General features: G+C 59.3%; 15 protein-coding genes. All 15 read left to right on the forward strand.

All coding sequences use genetic code 11. The features are described 5' to 3' along the window. Window positions 1-83: 83 nt before the first annotated feature. Window positions 84-2,444 carry a TonB-dependent receptor gene (locus ACU680_RS11125; protein ID WP_448179471.1) on the forward strand — a complete coding sequence of 787 codons (2,361 nt, stop codon included), beginning with the start codon at window positions 84-86 and terminating at the stop codon, window positions 2,442-2,444. Between the two features lie 23 nt (window positions 2,445-2,467). Continuing rightward, window positions 2,468-3,811 carry an aryl-sulfate sulfotransferase gene (locus ACU680_RS11130; RefSeq protein WP_448179472.1) on the forward strand — a complete coding sequence of 448 codons (1,344 nt, stop codon included), beginning with the start codon at window positions 2,468-2,470 and terminating at the stop codon, window positions 3,809-3,811. 189 nt (window positions 3,812-4,000) lie between these two features. After that, window positions 4,001-4,327 (forward strand): hypothetical protein, encoded by a 327-nt coding sequence (locus ACU680_RS11135; RefSeq protein WP_007963451.1) that lies wholly within the window; start codon window positions 4,001-4,003, stop codon window positions 4,325-4,327. A 164-nt stretch (window positions 4,328-4,491) separates the two neighbouring features. Next, window positions 4,492-4,815, forward strand: coding sequence for a hypothetical protein (locus ACU680_RS11140; RefSeq protein ID WP_448179473.1), 324 nt, complete (start codon window positions 4,492-4,494; stop codon window positions 4,813-4,815). 53 nt (window positions 4,816-4,868) lie between these two features. Continuing rightward, window positions 4,869-5,204 (forward strand): hypothetical protein, encoded by a 336-nt coding sequence (locus ACU680_RS11145; protein ID WP_448179474.1) that lies wholly within the window; start codon window positions 4,869-4,871, stop codon window positions 5,202-5,204. Between the two features lie 274 nt (window positions 5,205-5,478). After that, complete coding sequence (locus ACU680_RS11150; RefSeq protein ID WP_448179475.1) at window positions 5,479-6,294, forward strand: energy transducer TonB; 816 nt, start codon at window positions 5,479-5,481, stop codon at window positions 6,292-6,294. Window positions 6,295-6,338: 44 nt separating this feature from the next. Beyond that, the gene (locus tag ACU680_RS11155) at window positions 6,339-7,064 is read left to right on the forward strand and encodes a MotA/TolQ/ExbB proton channel family protein (RefSeq protein WP_007963447.1); all 726 of its coding nucleotides are present in this window, start codon (window positions 6,339-6,341) and stop codon (window positions 7,062-7,064) included. Window position 7,065: 1 nt separating this feature from the next. Further along, window positions 7,066-7,467, forward strand: coding sequence for an ExbD/TolR family protein (locus tag ACU680_RS11160; protein ID WP_003220570.1), 402 nt, complete (start codon window positions 7,066-7,068; stop codon window positions 7,465-7,467). A 356-nt stretch (window positions 7,468-7,823) separates the two neighbouring features. After that, window positions 7,824-8,405 carry an alpha/beta hydrolase gene (locus tag ACU680_RS11165; RefSeq protein ID WP_448179476.1) on the forward strand — a complete coding sequence of 194 codons (582 nt, stop codon included), beginning with the start codon at window positions 7,824-7,826 and terminating at the stop codon, window positions 8,403-8,405. 56 nt (window positions 8,406-8,461) lie between these two features. Continuing rightward, entirely contained in the window at window positions 8,462-9,382 is a 921-nt protein-coding gene (locus ACU680_RS11170) for a sigma 54-interacting transcriptional regulator (protein ID WP_367082447.1), read from the forward strand. 261 nt (window positions 9,383-9,643) lie between these two features. Beyond that, window positions 9,644-10,441 carry a MetQ/NlpA family ABC transporter substrate-binding protein gene (locus tag ACU680_RS11175; RefSeq protein ID WP_108589330.1) on the forward strand — a complete coding sequence of 266 codons (798 nt, stop codon included), beginning with the start codon at window positions 9,644-9,646 and terminating at the stop codon, window positions 10,439-10,441. Between the two features lie 654 nt (window positions 10,442-11,095). Then, on the forward strand, window positions 11,096-11,761 hold the full coding sequence (locus tag ACU680_RS11180; protein ID WP_123375646.1) for an amino acid ABC transporter permease: 666 nt from the start codon (window positions 11,096-11,098) through the stop codon (window positions 11,759-11,761). Further along, the gene (locus tag ACU680_RS11185; RefSeq protein ID WP_448179477.1) at window positions 11,742-12,401 is read left to right on the forward strand and encodes an amino acid ABC transporter permease; all 660 of its coding nucleotides are present in this window, start codon (window positions 11,742-11,744) and stop codon (window positions 12,399-12,401) included. Before ACU680_RS11180 ends, ACU680_RS11185 begins: the two co-directional genes overlap by 20 nt. Continuing rightward, window positions 12,398-13,180 (forward strand): amino acid ABC transporter ATP-binding protein, encoded by a 783-nt coding sequence (locus ACU680_RS11190; protein ID WP_400760100.1) that lies wholly within the window; start codon window positions 12,398-12,400, stop codon window positions 13,178-13,180. Before ACU680_RS11185 ends, ACU680_RS11190 begins: the two co-directional genes overlap by 4 nt. Next, entirely contained in the window at window positions 13,177-14,058 is an 882-nt protein-coding gene (locus tag ACU680_RS11195) for a transporter substrate-binding domain-containing protein (RefSeq protein ID WP_448179478.1), read from the forward strand. The genes ACU680_RS11190 and ACU680_RS11195 overlap by 4 nt, the downstream gene beginning before the upstream one ends. Window positions 14,059-14,240 lie beyond the last annotated feature (182 nt).

Genomic DNA, 14,240 nt, shown 5'->3' on the forward strand with positions numbered 1-14,240 from the left:
TATTTGTAAATCCATAAATAAATAACTTAAAAGAATATGCAGCGCTGAAGATGTCTGTGTGTTTTTTGACCAGGAGCCGCGCCATGAGTCCGTTGAACCTTGCGTCACCCTTAACGCCACGACGGCTCAAACGCCTGCCTCTGGCCCTGTTGCTGGCGGGGAGTGCCAGCTGGACTCACAGCTACGCCGCCGACGCCGAAACCCCGGCGCCACTCCCCGCCGGCAAACCGGCGGCCAACAGCTCGCAGCTGGAAACCGTGACTGTGACCACCCGCCGACGTGAAGAAAGCTCGCAGGATGTGCCGACGCCGATGAGCGTGGTCAGCGGCCAGACGCTGGAGACCCAGCGGGTCTACCGAATTCAGGATTTGCAGCAACTGGTGCCGAGCGTCAACGTCGCCTACATGCACGCGCGCCAGTCCAGCGTGTCGATTCGCGGCCTGGGCAACAACCCGGCCAGTGACGGTCTGGAAGGCAGTGTCGGCCTGTACATCGATAACGTGTACCTGGGCCGTCCGGGGATGGCGGTGTTCGACCTGATGGACATCGAGCAGCTCGAAGTCCTGCGCGGGCCGCAGGGCACGTTGTTCGGCAAAAACACCACCGCCGGGGTGATCAACATCAGCACCCGCGCGCCGACATTCACCCCTGAGCGCAGCATCGAAACCTCGTTCGGCGAGGATGGTTATTTCCAGACCAAGGGCACGATTTCCGGGCCGCTCAACGATCAACTGGCCGGACGCTTTTCGGCCTATCGCACCCGCAGCGACGGCGACATCAAAAACGAATACAACGGCCATGACCTGAACGGTGGCTCGCGCGATGGCTTCCGTGCGCAGTTGCTGTTCAAGCCCAACGAAGACTTCAACCTGCGCTGGATCGGCGACTACAACGAAGAGGATTCCAGCGCCGGCACCCGCGTGCTGTACAGCACCGGCCCGACCATCAACGGCGTCAACCTCTACCAGTCGCGGGCCAATGCCGCCGGTGCGACGCTGGTCAACGGCTCGCACCGCAAGGTCAATCTGGACAACGACCAGCACGTCACCGTGCATCAGGGCGGCACGTCGGTGGAGGCCAACTGGACGCTGCCGAGCGACTTCACCCTGACCTCGATCAGTTCTTATCGCTTCTGGAATTTCACCCCGGCCAACGACGATGGTCTCAACGTTGCGGCGACCTACAACGCCGGGGTCTCAGTGGAAGACAAACAGTACTCGCAGGAATTTCGTCTGGCCTCGCCCAAGGGCGAGTTCTTCGATTACGTGGTGGGCGCGTACTACTTCGGCTCGGATCTGGACAACAAATCCTTCGCCTATTACGGCCCGCAGGCCGACATCTGGAACGGCACGCCACGCGGTGCGTTGGCCAACGTCGGCAGCGTCGGCAACGGCCACATCAAGACCGACAGCTTCGCCCTGTTCGCCCAAGGCACCTGGCACCTTACCGAACGCCTTGATTTGACCGCCGGCGTGCGCGGCACCTATGAAGAGAAGAATGCCTGGGTCACCCGCGATGCGCCGGTCGGTGGCGCCACTGTCACCGGCGCAGCGGCCACGGCACGACGCGGACGCACTGGCGCCTACGACTCCGGCGATCTCAATCAGTACAGCTCCAGCCCGTCCGGATTGCTCAACCTCAGCTATCGCATCACCGATGATCTGCTCGGCTATGCCACCCTGTCCCACGGGGAAAAATCCGGTGGGGTGAACCTTGCGGTAGGGTCTGCTCCAACCGCTGGCGCTGACTCGCTGCTGATCGGCACCGAACGTGCGAACAACGCCGAACTCGGTTTCAAAAGCACCCTGTGGGACCGGCGTCTGCAGCTTAACGCCAACGTTTTCTGGACTCAGGTCAACGCCTACCAGACCAACGCTTACGACGACGTCAACCGCGTGCAATACCTGACCAATGCCGGTTCCGTGCGTTCGCGCGGCGTCGAATTCGAAAGCACGGTAATTCCGTTGCGTGGCCTGACCCTGAACTTCAACGGCTCGTACAACGACGTCAGCTATCTCTCGTACAAGGATGCGCCGTGCCCGCCGGAAATCAGCCAGGCCCCGGGCGCACCTGCGTCCTGCGACCTCAGCGGGCACCAAGTGGTCGGCGCGTCGAAATGGATCGGCAACGCCAACGGCGAATACAAATGGAATCTGGCCAACGGCTTCGAACCCTACGTCACCGCCAGCTACGCGTTCCGCTCGAAAGCGGTGGGTACGGTCGAGGATTCCGACTACGGGCAGATCCCGAGTTATGCGGTGGTCAACCTGTCCACCGGTCTGCGCGGCGATTTCAATCAGGGCCAGTGGGACGTTTCGCTGTGGCTGAAAAACGCCTTCGACAAGACCTACTACACGACCCTGTGGACCGGCGGCAATGGTGGTTATGAAGGTCTGCTCGGTACGCCGCGCACCCTCGGCGTTACCGGTCGCTACGACTTCTGATCTGTCATTCAAGGAGCTGCATCATGTTGCCAGGCAAAACCGCTTCAGCGCTGCTGTTGTCCAGCGTGGTACTCAGTAGCACGGCGTTCGCCGCGCCCAGCGTGTACCCCACCGGCGTTACCCGCTATGACCCGAACAAGGCCTTTAACCAGTACGTGATCTTCAGTGGCGCCGACAAGCAGACGCACCTGATCGACATGAATGGCAATGCAGTGAAGACCTGGCCGCAGGCGGGTTTCCCGTCGGCGATCATCGACCCGCAACTGGTCGGTGGTGAGCGCGGGCATGTGCTGCTGCAACTCAGTGACAAGGAACCGGGCAAGCTCGGTTCGGCCGGCAACGGTCTGGGCAACCAGAGCGTCGGCGAACTGGACTGGAACGGCAAAGTGGTCTGGCAGTGGGGTGACAAGGCGCCCGGCGGTGCGGCGCAACAGCATCATGATCAGCGCCGGTTGAGCAACGGCAACACCGTGGTGCTGGCGAACAAGGTGCACAAGGTCAAAGGCTTCAAAGTGCCTGAAGTGATCGACGATGCGATCTATGAAGTCAGCCCCGACGGGCAGGTGAAATGGCAGTGGCTGGCCTCGGAACACCTGAACGAATTCGGCTTCACCCCGGAGCAATTGAAACTGGTGCGCGCCAGCGACAACCCGGATTACCTGCACATCAACAACCTCAGCGTGGTAGGGCCGAACAAGTGGTTCGACGCCGGTGACAAGCGCTTCAATCCGGACAACCTGCTGCTCGATTCCCGCAACGCCAACTTCATCGCGATCATCGACAAACACAGCGGCAAGGTGGTCTGGCGCCTCGGCCCGAACCTGCCGCTGATCAACCCGAAAACCGCGCAGAAACTGCCGCGTCCGGTTGATCAATTTGTCGGCCAGCACGATGCGCACATCATCCCGGCCGGGCTGCCCGGCGCAGGCAACCTGCTGGTGTTCGACAACCAGGGTTCGGCGGGGTACCCGAACGTCACCCTCGGGCTGATTTCCGGCTCGCGAGTGCTGGAAATCGACCCGCAGAAAAATGAAATCGTCTGGCAGTACAGCGCGGCGAATTCGAAGCAGCCGGGGTGGGCGTTCTATAGCTCGTTCATCAGCAGCGCGCGACGTTTGCCCAACGGCAATACGCTGATCGACGAAGGCATGAACGGGCGCTTTTTCCAGGTCACGGCCGGCGGCGAAAACGTCTGGGAATACGTCAGTCCTTATCTGGGTAAAGCACCGGGCAGCGACGCGATCAGCAACTGGGTCTATCGCGCGTTGCCCGTGAGTTACGACTGGGTGCCGAAGGGTACGCCGCGCTCCGAGACCGCCGTGATTGCCCCGACATCGGCAGTGCAGCAGACCAGTGCCAGTCGTTAGTTGAAAAGGAATTAATGCTCGAATGAATGGCGATAAGTTATGTGCGGTTTGAATACTGCTTATTGCAATTTCGTTGAAAAGTCGCGTGGACAATAAGTGAATGGCCAACCATCCTGAGTGTCGTGAGTTTCCAGGAGGGAACTTGCTCTCATCGGAAGACACTTATCCAACGATAAAGGAAATCTCGTTATGTCGAGCATTAATGGCAATTATGTAAACGCTAACGCTGGCGCCAAACTGACGATTACCGATGGCAACGACTCCAACGGCACCTTCAGCGGCAAGTTCAGCCAGAACGGCGTGAACTACGACATCGCTTACGGGCATTACCATTTCCAGAACAGCACCGGGCAGCCTACGATCATCACTTTCGCGGCTCTGAATGACGGCTCGGGCTATCAGTCCTGGACGCTGTTCTCGCCGGATCACAACTATTCGAAAGTTCGTGCGGTGGGTTCGCGTACCAACTTTGATGGTGATGTTGTGGGTGTGGCTGGAGAGTTTATTAAACAGTAATTAAATGTTGCAGAAAAAGCCGCCATGCTATTCAAGCCTGGCGGCTTTTTTCTTACATGAAATAAGTCATTTTCATGTTGTTTGTGCTTCCTGTGGATGACAGCGCTTGCTGGTGTTTGATTCTAAGCTCGCGGTGGAATTAATCATTCGATCAGGACGCTTACATGCAAAACGCGCTTTATTCCAACACCCTCGATGGGCCCTCTCTGACCATTGTCGATTCCGATGACTGCACCGGGGTCTTCGGCGGCACGTTGCATCACCAAGGCATCAACTACGGCATAGTCAGTGGCCGTTACGCCAGCCTCAACGGCTACCAGCCGCCAACCGTGGTCACGCTGATTGCCAATAACCAGGATCACGGTTATTTCGCCCTGACCCTGTTCTCGCCAAGTCGCGGCACTCATGAACTGCAGGGGCACTGCGTGCGCGTTACTTATGACGGCGTGGTCAGCAGCCTGCCGGGCGACTTCGTTCGCCATGCATGAGGCGCAGCCAGCGCCGGATTTTACTCTCAAAACATCAAGCAAGGATGCTGCACATGTCCACGATCAACGGCGTTTATCGTCATGAACCTTCAGATACAACCTTGACCCTCGTCGAGGGCGATGACCGCACCGGCAGTTTCACCGGCACGTTGTCCGAGTCCGGCACCGATTATCCGATCGCATTTGGCAATTTTCACTTCAGGCATGGTTTTTCAACAGGCCCGGTCGCCATCTCTTTCAATACGCTGACGGCAGATGGCACGGCGCAAGCCTGGGTGATGTTCTCACCCGATCAAGCCTACACACGCTTGCGGGCACTGGGCAGCGCTGCCGATCTGAGCGGCGATGTCGCGCTGACTGGCCTTGAATTCACCCGACAAGAGCCCTGAAAAAGCCCGGATTGAAGGCTTTTCGCATGCCTTCGCCGAATATTTTTCATGCTTGAAAAGCATTGTAAATTTTGACCTCGGCGCCAGCCCTTGCAGGGCGTGGCTTCGGAGCGATCAGCAAAAATTTATATTCATAAAAATTCTAAACAAATCGATAAAAGTTACTTTCGGAGATAAGCCATTACTCCAATGATTCACCCAACGACCGGTCGCCCGGGGGATGTTTGCGGCGACCCGTCGGGTACTTCGCAAAGAGACCGCAGGGAGTGAATCAATGGGCAATGTCCAGACCGCCGCCAGTGCACAGGAGGTGCTGTGGCGCCAGGCACCGAGTGGCGAATTGGTCGATCTCGGCCGGCCCCATCGTGTGCCGCTGGGGCAACTGCGGTTGCAGCGTGCGCCCAAGGGCATTCTGAGCCGCCGTGAAACCATTCTGCTCGGTGTGCTGGCGCTGCTGGTGCACGGCGCGGTGATCTACTGGATCAACCAGCATCCGACGCCGGCATTGCCGATCGTGCCGCCGGAAATTCCACCGATGACCATCGAGTTTTCGCGGCCGGCGCCACCCGCGCCACCAGTGGTCGAACCGCCGCCACCGGCACCGGTCGTTGAGCCACCGCCGCCGGTTGAAGACGAGTTGGCGGTGAAGCCGCCGCCACCCAAACCGATTCCCAAGCCCAAGCCGAAACCGGTGGCCAAACCGGTGCCGAAACCGGCACCCAAAGCCGTTGAACAACCACCTGCGCCGGCGCAACCGGCAGCCCCAGTCGCAGCGCCAGCGCCACCTGCACCACCGGCTCCGGCTTCGGTAACGCCGGCCTCGGCCAACGCCGCGTATTTGAAGAATCCGGCGCCGGAATATCCATCGCTGGCCCAACGTCGCGGCTGGGAAGGCACGGTGATGCTAAGGGTGCACGTATTGGCCAATGGCAAGCCCGGTGAAATTCAGATTCAGAAAAGCAGTGGTCGGCAGCAACTCGACGATGCGGCACTCAATGCCGTCAAGCAGTGGAGCTTCGTGCCGGCCAAGCAGGGTGATGTAGCCCAGGACGGCTGGGTCAGCGTGCCCATCGATTTCAAGATTCATTAAACCGAAACCTATTCGCGCTAAATGTTTACACGAGGGAACACATCATGACGTTACTGGCCTCTCCACTGGAATCCATCGAAAGTGCGGTGATCTGGCTGCTGGTGGTTTTTTCCGTTGCCACCTGGGGACTGGCGCTGCTCAAGGCTGTGCAGTTCGGTCGTCTGAAGGCGCAGGATCGCAAGTTTCATAAACGTTTCTGGGCGGCATCGAGTCTCGACTCCGCCGCGGAATTGAGTGAAACCCAGCCCGGCGCTGCCGCCCGGGTAGCACAGGCCGGTTACGCGGCGATCCAGGTGGGTGAGGCGCCGCAGGCCAATGACCTGAGCCAGGCGATCAACCATCAGGATCGATTGGAGCGTGCCTTGCGTCAGCAGATCGTTCGCGAACGCCGTTCGCTGGAAACCGGTCTGGCAGTGGTTGCGAGTATTGGCAGTACCTCGCCGTTCATTGGCCTGTTCGGCACGGTATGGGGAATCATGGAAGCGCTCAAAGGCATCAGCGCGGCAGGCTCGGCGAGCCTGGAAACCGTCGCCGGTCCCATCGGTGCGGCACTGGTTGCCACCGGTGTGGGGATCGCCGTCGCGGTGCCGGCGGTGCTGGTTTACAACTACTTTCTGCGTCGTCTGAAACTGACGGCGGCGGATCTCGATGACTTCGCCCACGACTTCTACAGCCTGGCGCAGAAGAGCTCGTTCCGCGTGCTGATCCACCCGACCGCGAACAAGGTAGCGGCGCCGGGCAGCGCAACAAAAGTGAAGGAGGCGTCCTGATATGGCCTTCTCCACGCAAGACAGCGACGAGGTGCTGAGCGAGATCAACGTGACGCCGCTGGTGGACGTGATGCTGGTGCTGCTGGTGGTGTTCATCGTCACCGCGCCGCTGCTGACCAACGCGATCCCGATCAACCTGCCGAAGACCGAAGCCGTAGCACCGGTCGAGCAGAAAGATCCGCTGGTGGTGAGCATCGACGGCGCCGGCAAACTGTTTATCAACAAGGATGAGATTCAGCCGGACTTGCTGGAGTTCAACCTCAAGTCGGCCAAGGCCAAGGACCCGGAAGTGCGCGTGCAATTGCAGGCCGACGACGGGGTGAACTACGGCGAAGTGGCGCGGGCCATGGCTTCGATCGAGCGGGCGGGGATTACCAAATTGTCGGTGATCACCGCGCGGTAACAGGATTTACGTTTTTCCGGGGCCGTCTCCTTGGCAGGGTGCGGCCCCTTTTTTATTTCTGGCATAGAAAACAAAGCCCTCACCCTAGCCCTCTCCCAGAGGGAGAGGGGACTGATCTAGGTGTTTGGTAGACGCACGCTGACGTGGGATATCAAGTCGAACTCAGGATTTGAAAAGCTCAAAAATTAGCTCCCTCTCCCTCGGGAGAGGGCTGGGGTGAGGGGTAAAGGATTTAAAGTCGTACACAAATCATATATTCAATTTAGGTCTTAATAAATAGCTTCTTATTCCTTAACGAATATAAATCCCGTCCCTATACTCGATCAGGAACAGACACGACGCAGGAGAGCTCCCCCATGCGCAACGAATCAATCCGCTATCTGATTGTGCCGGGCTGGCAAGGATCGCCAGAAGATCATTGGCAAACCCACTGGCAAAACAGCCTGCCCAACAGCGCCCGGGTGGAGCAGGCCGACTGGCTGACGCCGCGCCGTGAAGACTGGGTCGCGGCGCTGGCCGAGGCGATTGCTGTCGACAGCACGCCAGTGATCCTGATCGCTCACAGCCTGGGTTGCGTCACCGTTGCGCATTGGGCTGCCACCGCGCCCGTGCAATACCTGCGGCAAGTGCGCGGGGCGTTGCTGGTCGCACCGGCCGACGTCGAGCGTCCGGCCTGCGCGCCGGCGCTGCGCAATTTCGCGCCGATCCCGACCGATCTGCTGCCGTTCCCCAGCCAGGTCGTGGCCTCCGACAACGACGCCGCCGTCAGCGCCCCGCGCGCGCTGGAGCTGTCGCGCCACTGGGGCGCCGAGGCGGGAATTCTTGCCGGGGCCGGGCACATCAACGTCAAGTCCGGGCATCAGCGCTGGGAGCAGGGCTTCGCTTATCTGTATCGCCTGCAAAACCGTATGGAACACCACGCCCGGCGTCGCGCTTGAACCTTTTTCTTTTTTGAACGCCCCCGTCTGCCGGCGGTTGTGGGCGGGAGTCTGCCATGAGTTTCGAAACGTTCGGTCAGCCGTTGCTGACCTTTCCCGATGCAGAAAAAAGTCCCCTGAGCATTCGCGCCAAGGCGCTGGTGTTCGTCGATCCCCGTTCCCGCCAGTTGCGCGAGGAACTGGAGCACCTGGCACCGCGTTCGATCTCGGTGTTGATCCGCGGCGAGACCGGCACCGGTAAAGAGCTGCTCGCGCGCCATATCCATCGGGCCAGTGATCGCAGCGGCCTGTTCGTCTCGGTCAATTGCGGTGCGATCAGCCCGACCTACGCCGATGCCGAGCTGTTCGGTTATGCCGCCGGCAGTTACACCGGTTCGGCCAGCAGTCGTGCCGGCTGGTTCGGTTCGGCCAATGGCGGCACTTTGTATCTCGACGAAATCGGCGATCTGCCGTTGCCGATCCAGATCAAACTGCTCGCCGCCCTGGAAAATCACGAAGTCACCCGCGTCGGCGCGCATCAGCCAAGCCCGGTGGATGTGCGGCTGGTGGCGGCGACCAGCATCGACCTGGCGCAAGCGGTGGACGCGGGGAAGTTTCACGAACGGCTCTATCACTACCTCAGCGAAGGGCAGCTGGAACTGCCGGCGCTGCGCGAGCGGATCGGCGACATCCTGTCGCTGGCGGAATATTTTCTCGGCATCTACAGCCAGCGCCTCGACCTGCCGGTGCCGTTGATCAGCGAAGCGGCGCAACACCTGCTGGAGCGCCACAGCTGGCCGGGCAACACCCGTGAGCTGGAAAACGTGATTCACTTCGCGCTGCTGGTCAGCACCGGCGACGAAATCCTCCCGGAACACCTGAACCTGCCTCCGACACTGGTGCAGATCGAAAGCCAGATTAAACACATCCTGGAAAATGGCACCGCCACCGATCAGCAGGCGCTAAAGCAGCTACTGAAAAACGCAGGCCTCGTGTAGGAGCTGCCGCAGGCTGCGATCTTTTGATCTTGCTTCCAGACACATTCAACCCGTTGAAAATTAAAAGATCGCAGCCTGCGGCAGCGCCTGCACGTCTATCTCGCGTGTATGAACAAAATGGAATATCAACGTGAATAAACGTTATTGTCCGGGAATAAAAAATCCCGGTATTGTCCGCTTCACGCCAGAGATAGCACTTCACTGGCACTCGTATTAATAGCCGTCGCCATTCGCGACCGTGATTCTCGATAAGGACACTGCATGAAAAAGGTTCTGTTGTTTACCGCATTGGCGGCTGCTCTGACTGCTTCCCTGGCTCAGGCCGGCGAGAAACTGGTGGTGGCGGCGACTCCGGTACCGCACGCGGAAATTCTTGAGCTGATCAAACCGACCCTGGCCAAAGAAGGCGTGGATCTGGAGATCAAAGTCTTCACCGATTACGTGCAACCGAACGTGCAGGTTGGCGAGAAGCGTCTGGATGCCAACTACTTCCAGACCCTGCCGTATCTGAACAGCTTCAACCAGGGCAAGTACAAGGACGACAAGGCCAAGTACCTGGTGACCGTGCAAGGTGTGCATGTTGAACCGTTCGGTGGCTACTCGAGCAAGTATAAGAAACTGGCTGATCTGCCGGACGGCGCGACCATCGCCATCCCGAACGAAGGCAGCAACAGCGGCCGCGCACTGATCCTGCTGCAGAAGGCTGGCCTGATCGAACTGAAAGATCCGAAAAACGCCCTGGCGACCCCGAAAGACATCGCCAAGAACCCGCACAACTTCAAGTTCAAGGAACTGGAATCGGCTCTGCTGCCACGCGTCCTGAAGGAAGTTGATCTGGACATGATCAACACCAACTACGCGCTGGAAGCCAAGCTGAACCCGACCAAGGATGCGCTGGTGATCGAAGGCGCTGACTCGCCTTACGTGAACTTCCTGGTGGCCCGTGAGGACAACAAGAACAGCGACGCCATCCAGAAACTGGCCAAAGCCCTGACCAGCCCGGAAGTCAAAGCGTTTATCGAGAAGAAGTACAACGGCGCGGTATTGCCGGCGTTCTGATCACGACGCGTGAACCACCCCTTCAAGGTATGAAAACGCCGATGGCCCGTGAGGGTCATCGGCGTTTTTGTGCGTGCGTTGAAAAGCCCCTCACCCTAGCCCTCTCCCAAAGGGAGAGGGGACTGATTGGGGGATGCTGTAGAAGTACACCGACGTGAAAGTTTTCTGCCGAATCCATAATCGACTCGATCTTTCAGGTCGATGTTAATCGCCAGACACTGCGGTCGGCCCCCTCTCCCTCGGGGAGAGGGCTGGGGTGAGGGTGCTGTTGATCCTGACCTCAGGTTACCTGAGCCTTCAACGCCCGGCGCAACGCCACGAGCAATTTCACGATGTCCTGCGGATCCAGTCGCTGCGGCACTTTTACGTCCATGTTGTCTTCCTTGTAATGGTTTGGCCGGGGGAGTCTGGCCAAAAGCTGTTCGTCCTTGGAGGGCTTTCACGCAAAAAAGATCCTTCCTACAGCGCAAGGGAAAATAGCCTTCTTATTCCTTCCCGGCAAACCCACAAGATAGTTTTTTGGGTGATATCAATATGCTTTAACGGTATTTAAATTCTTATTTTTATACCTATAAAGTCAGCGCCTGCCGGACAGTTACCCGCTGTCCATGGACTGCATGACCGCCGCTTACCGAGCGACGTCCAGGATGCTTCATGACTTTCGATTACGCATTTATCCTCAGCACCTTGCCGGCCTTTCTCAAGGCCGTGGGCGTGACGCTGCAAGTCGGGTTCATCGCCATCGGCACATCGCTGCTGGTGGCGCTGCTCAACGCAACGATTCTGGTGTTCCGCACGCCGTACCTGCAAAAACTGGTGGGCCTTTATGTGGAACTGGCGCGCAACACGCCGCTGCTGATTCAACTGTTCTTCGTCTACTTCGCCTTGCCGGCGCTAGGAATCAAGGTTTCCGGATTCACCGCCGCGATTATCACCATGACTTTTCTCGGCGGCGCCTACCTCACCGAAGTGCTGCGCGCCGGGGTCGATGCGGTGCCGCAGGCGCAACTGGAATCGGGCCGCTCCATTGGTCTGTCCCACGGCCAGTTGCTGCGCTACGTGATCCTGCCGCAAGCGGGGATTCTCAGCCTGCCGTCGCTGTTCGCCAATTTCATTTTCCTGCTCAAGGAAACCACCGTGGTCTCGGCAGTGGCGGTGCCGGAAATCCTCTACACCACCAAGAGCTACATTGCGCTCTACTACAAAACCTACGAAATGCTCGCCGTGCTGACGCTGATCTGCGTGCTGCTGTTCTTGCCGCTGTCGCTGCTGCTCAGCCGTCTGGAAAGGAGGCTCCAGCATGGCCAGTTCGGGTCTTGAGCTGCTCTGGGTGTCGTTGCCGCAACTGGCAAAAGGCGCCGGACAAACCCTGTCGATCTCGTTCCTGAGCATCGCCATCAGCACCGTTGGCGGGGTGCTCTACGGTGTGTTGCGCACGCTCAACGTGAGGTGGCTGAACGCGATCCTGCGGGTCTATCTGGAACTGTTCCGGGCGATCCCGGTGCTGGTCTGGTTGTACCTGCTGTTTTTCGGCCTGCCGATTTTCTTCGGCCTGAGCATTCCGAGTTTCTGGTGCGCGGTGCTGGTGCTGTCGCTGTGGGGCGCCAGCGAGGTGGGCGAGGTCTCACGCGGTGCACTGCATTCGTTGCCGCGCGGCCAACGTGAAGCGGGGCTGTCGATTGGCCTGAACGCGGCGCAACTCTACGGCTACGTATTGCTGCCGCAGGCGCTGAAACGCATGACGCCGCCGACCATCAACGTCTACACGCGAATCATCAAGACCAGCTCGCTGGCGGTGCTGATTGGCGTGGTCGATGTGATCAAGGTCGGCCAGCAGATCATCGAGCGCACTTACGAATCGGTGCTGATCTACGGCGTGCTGTTCCTGTTTTTCTTTTTCATCTGCTACCCGCTGTCGGCCGCCTCGCGCGTGCTGGAGCGGCGCTGGACGCAAGCATGAGCGCATTGATCGAGTTTCAGGGTTTCAACAAATTCTACGGCGAGCAGCAAGTGCTCAAGGGCATCGACCTGCAAGTGCGCAGCGGCGAAGTGATCGTCATCCTCGGCCCCAGCGGTTGCGGCAAAAGCACGCTGCTGCGTTGCCTCAACGGTCTGGAAGAAGCCCACAGCGGCAGCCTGAAGTTTGTCGGCCGCGAGCTGCTGGACAAGACCACCGACTGGCGAGAGGTGCGCCAGCAGATCGGCATGGTGTTCCAGAGTTATCACCTGTTCCCGCACATGAGCGTGCTCGACAATCTGCTGCTCGGCCCGCTGAAGGTGCAAAAGCGCCAGCGTCGTGAAGCGCAGCAGCAGGCCGAAGCCTTGCTTGAGCGCGTGGGCTTGGCCGACAAGCGCGATGCGTTCCCGCGCCAGCTCTCAGGCGGCCAGCAGCAACGCATCGCCATCGTCCGTTCGCTGTGCATGAACCCGCGCGTGATGCTCTTCGACGAAGTCACCGCCGCCCTCGACCCGGAGATGGTCAAGGAAGTGCTGCAAGTGATTCAGGGCCTGGCCCGCGAGGGCATGACCCTGCTGATTGTCACTCACGAAATGGCCTTCGCCCGCGCGGTGGCCGACCGCATCGTGTTCATGGACGCCGGGCGCATCCTTGAACAGAACCCGCCCGAGATTTTCTTTACGAACCCGCAAACCGCACGCGCGCAGCAGTTTCTGGAGAAGTTCTCCTTCGTTGCAACACTGCCTGAAACGAATCCGACAAAGGAACTGGAACCGCTATGAAAACTGCCAAGTCATCCCTGTTTTTCCTGCCGCTGCTGGGGCTCGCGCTGCTCGCCGGCTGCAACAAATCCGAAGAACCGGCCAAGCCGAAAGTCGCCAGCGTAAGCACCGCCCCAGCCGGTTACCTGGACAAGATCAAGGCCCGCGACAAACTGATCGTCGGTGTATTCACCGACAAGCCACCGTTCGGTTTCGTCGATGAGGCCGGGCGCTACGTCGGCTTCGACACCGACATCGGTCGGCGCTTCGCCAAGGATCTGCTGGGCGACGAGAACAAGGTCGAGTTCGTGGCCGTGGAGCCGGCGAGCCGCATTCCGTTCCTGCAAAGCGACAAGGTCGACCTGATCCTCGCCAACATGACCGTGACTCCGGAGCGCAAGGAAGCGGTGGAATTCACTAACCCGAACCTCAAGGTCGCGGTGCAGGCGCTGGTGCCCCAGAGCAGCGCGGTGAAAAGCCTCGATGACTTGGCCAGCCGCACCACTATCGTTACCACCGGCACCACCGCCGACATCTGGCTGACCAAGAATCATCCGGACTGGAAACTGCTGAAGTTCGAGAAAAACTCCGAGTCGCTGCAAGCCCTGGCCAACGGCCGTGGCGATGCCTACGCGCAGGACAATCTGGTGCTGTTCAGCTGGGCCAAGCAGAACCCTGGCTACCGCGTGCTGGACGAAAAACTCGGCGCCGAAGCACCGATTGCGCCGGCAGTGAAGAAGGGCAACGTCGAGCTGCGTGACTGGGTGAATACCGAGTTGGCCAAGCTGGGTGAAGAGAAGTACCTGCTCAAGCTGTACGACCAATATGTGCGTAAAGAGCTGAGCGATGACACCCAGCCTGAGAGTGTGATTGTCGAGGGTGGCAAGTGGCAGGGGTGATTGCCTGACAGGTCCGCGGTGAGGCTGAAGAGCAACCCCTCACCCCAGCCCTCCCGAAACGTCGGACCGCCCGGAGGGAGAGGGAGCCGACCGAGGTGTGTTGCGTCCTGCATCGACCTGAACGACCGAGTCGATTATGGATTCACGGAAGCATTTTCAGGTCGGCGTAATTCACCAGCATT

The organism is Pseudomonas sp. LF020, assembly GCF_053456425.1.

What these genes read in the sequence shown, in the direction of transcription:
- ACU680_RS11180 (WP_123375646.1), top strand. Translation starts at nt 11,096, where the DNA reads ATGACTTTCGATTACGCATTTATCCTCAGCACCTTGCCGGCCTTTCTC.
- ACU680_RS11125 (WP_448179471.1), top strand. Translation starts at nt 84, where the DNA reads ATGAGTCCGTTGAACCTTGCGTCACCCTTAACGCCACGACGGCTCAAA.
- ACU680_RS11140 (WP_448179473.1), top strand. Translation starts at nt 4,492, where the DNA reads ATGCAAAACGCGCTTTATTCCAACACCCTCGATGGGCCCTCTCTGACC.
- ACU680_RS11145 (WP_448179474.1), top strand. Translation starts at nt 4,869, where the DNA reads ATGTCCACGATCAACGGCGTTTATCGTCATGAACCTTCAGATACAACC.
- ACU680_RS11175 (WP_108589330.1), top strand. Translation starts at nt 9,644, where the DNA reads ATGAAAAAGGTTCTGTTGTTTACCGCATTGGCGGCTGCTCTGACTGCT.
- ACU680_RS11130 (WP_448179472.1), top strand. Translation starts at nt 2,468, where the DNA reads ATGTTGCCAGGCAAAACCGCTTCAGCGCTGCTGTTGTCCAGCGTGGTA.
- ACU680_RS11165 (WP_448179476.1), top strand. Translation starts at nt 7,824, where the DNA reads ATGCGCAACGAATCAATCCGCTATCTGATTGTGCCGGGCTGGCAAGGA.
- ACU680_RS11185 (WP_448179477.1), top strand. Translation starts at nt 11,742, where the DNA reads ATGGCCAGTTCGGGTCTTGAGCTGCTCTGGGTGTCGTTGCCGCAACTG.
- ACU680_RS11160 (WP_003220570.1), top strand. Translation starts at nt 7,066, where the DNA reads ATGGCCTTCTCCACGCAAGACAGCGACGAGGTGCTGAGCGAGATCAAC.
- ACU680_RS11135 (WP_007963451.1), top strand. Translation starts at nt 4,001, where the DNA reads ATGTCGAGCATTAATGGCAATTATGTAAACGCTAACGCTGGCGCCAAA.
- ACU680_RS11195 (WP_448179478.1), top strand. Translation starts at nt 13,177, where the DNA reads ATGAAAACTGCCAAGTCATCCCTGTTTTTCCTGCCGCTGCTGGGGCTC.
- ACU680_RS11190 (WP_400760100.1), top strand. Translation starts at nt 12,398, where the DNA reads ATGAGCGCATTGATCGAGTTTCAGGGTTTCAACAAATTCTACGGCGAG.
- ACU680_RS11155 (WP_007963447.1), top strand. Translation starts at nt 6,339, where the DNA reads ATGACGTTACTGGCCTCTCCACTGGAATCCATCGAAAGTGCGGTGATC.
- ACU680_RS11170 (WP_367082447.1), top strand. Translation starts at nt 8,462, where the DNA reads ATGAGTTTCGAAACGTTCGGTCAGCCGTTGCTGACCTTTCCCGATGCA.
- ACU680_RS11150 (WP_448179475.1), top strand. Translation starts at nt 5,479, where the DNA reads ATGGGCAATGTCCAGACCGCCGCCAGTGCACAGGAGGTGCTGTGGCGC.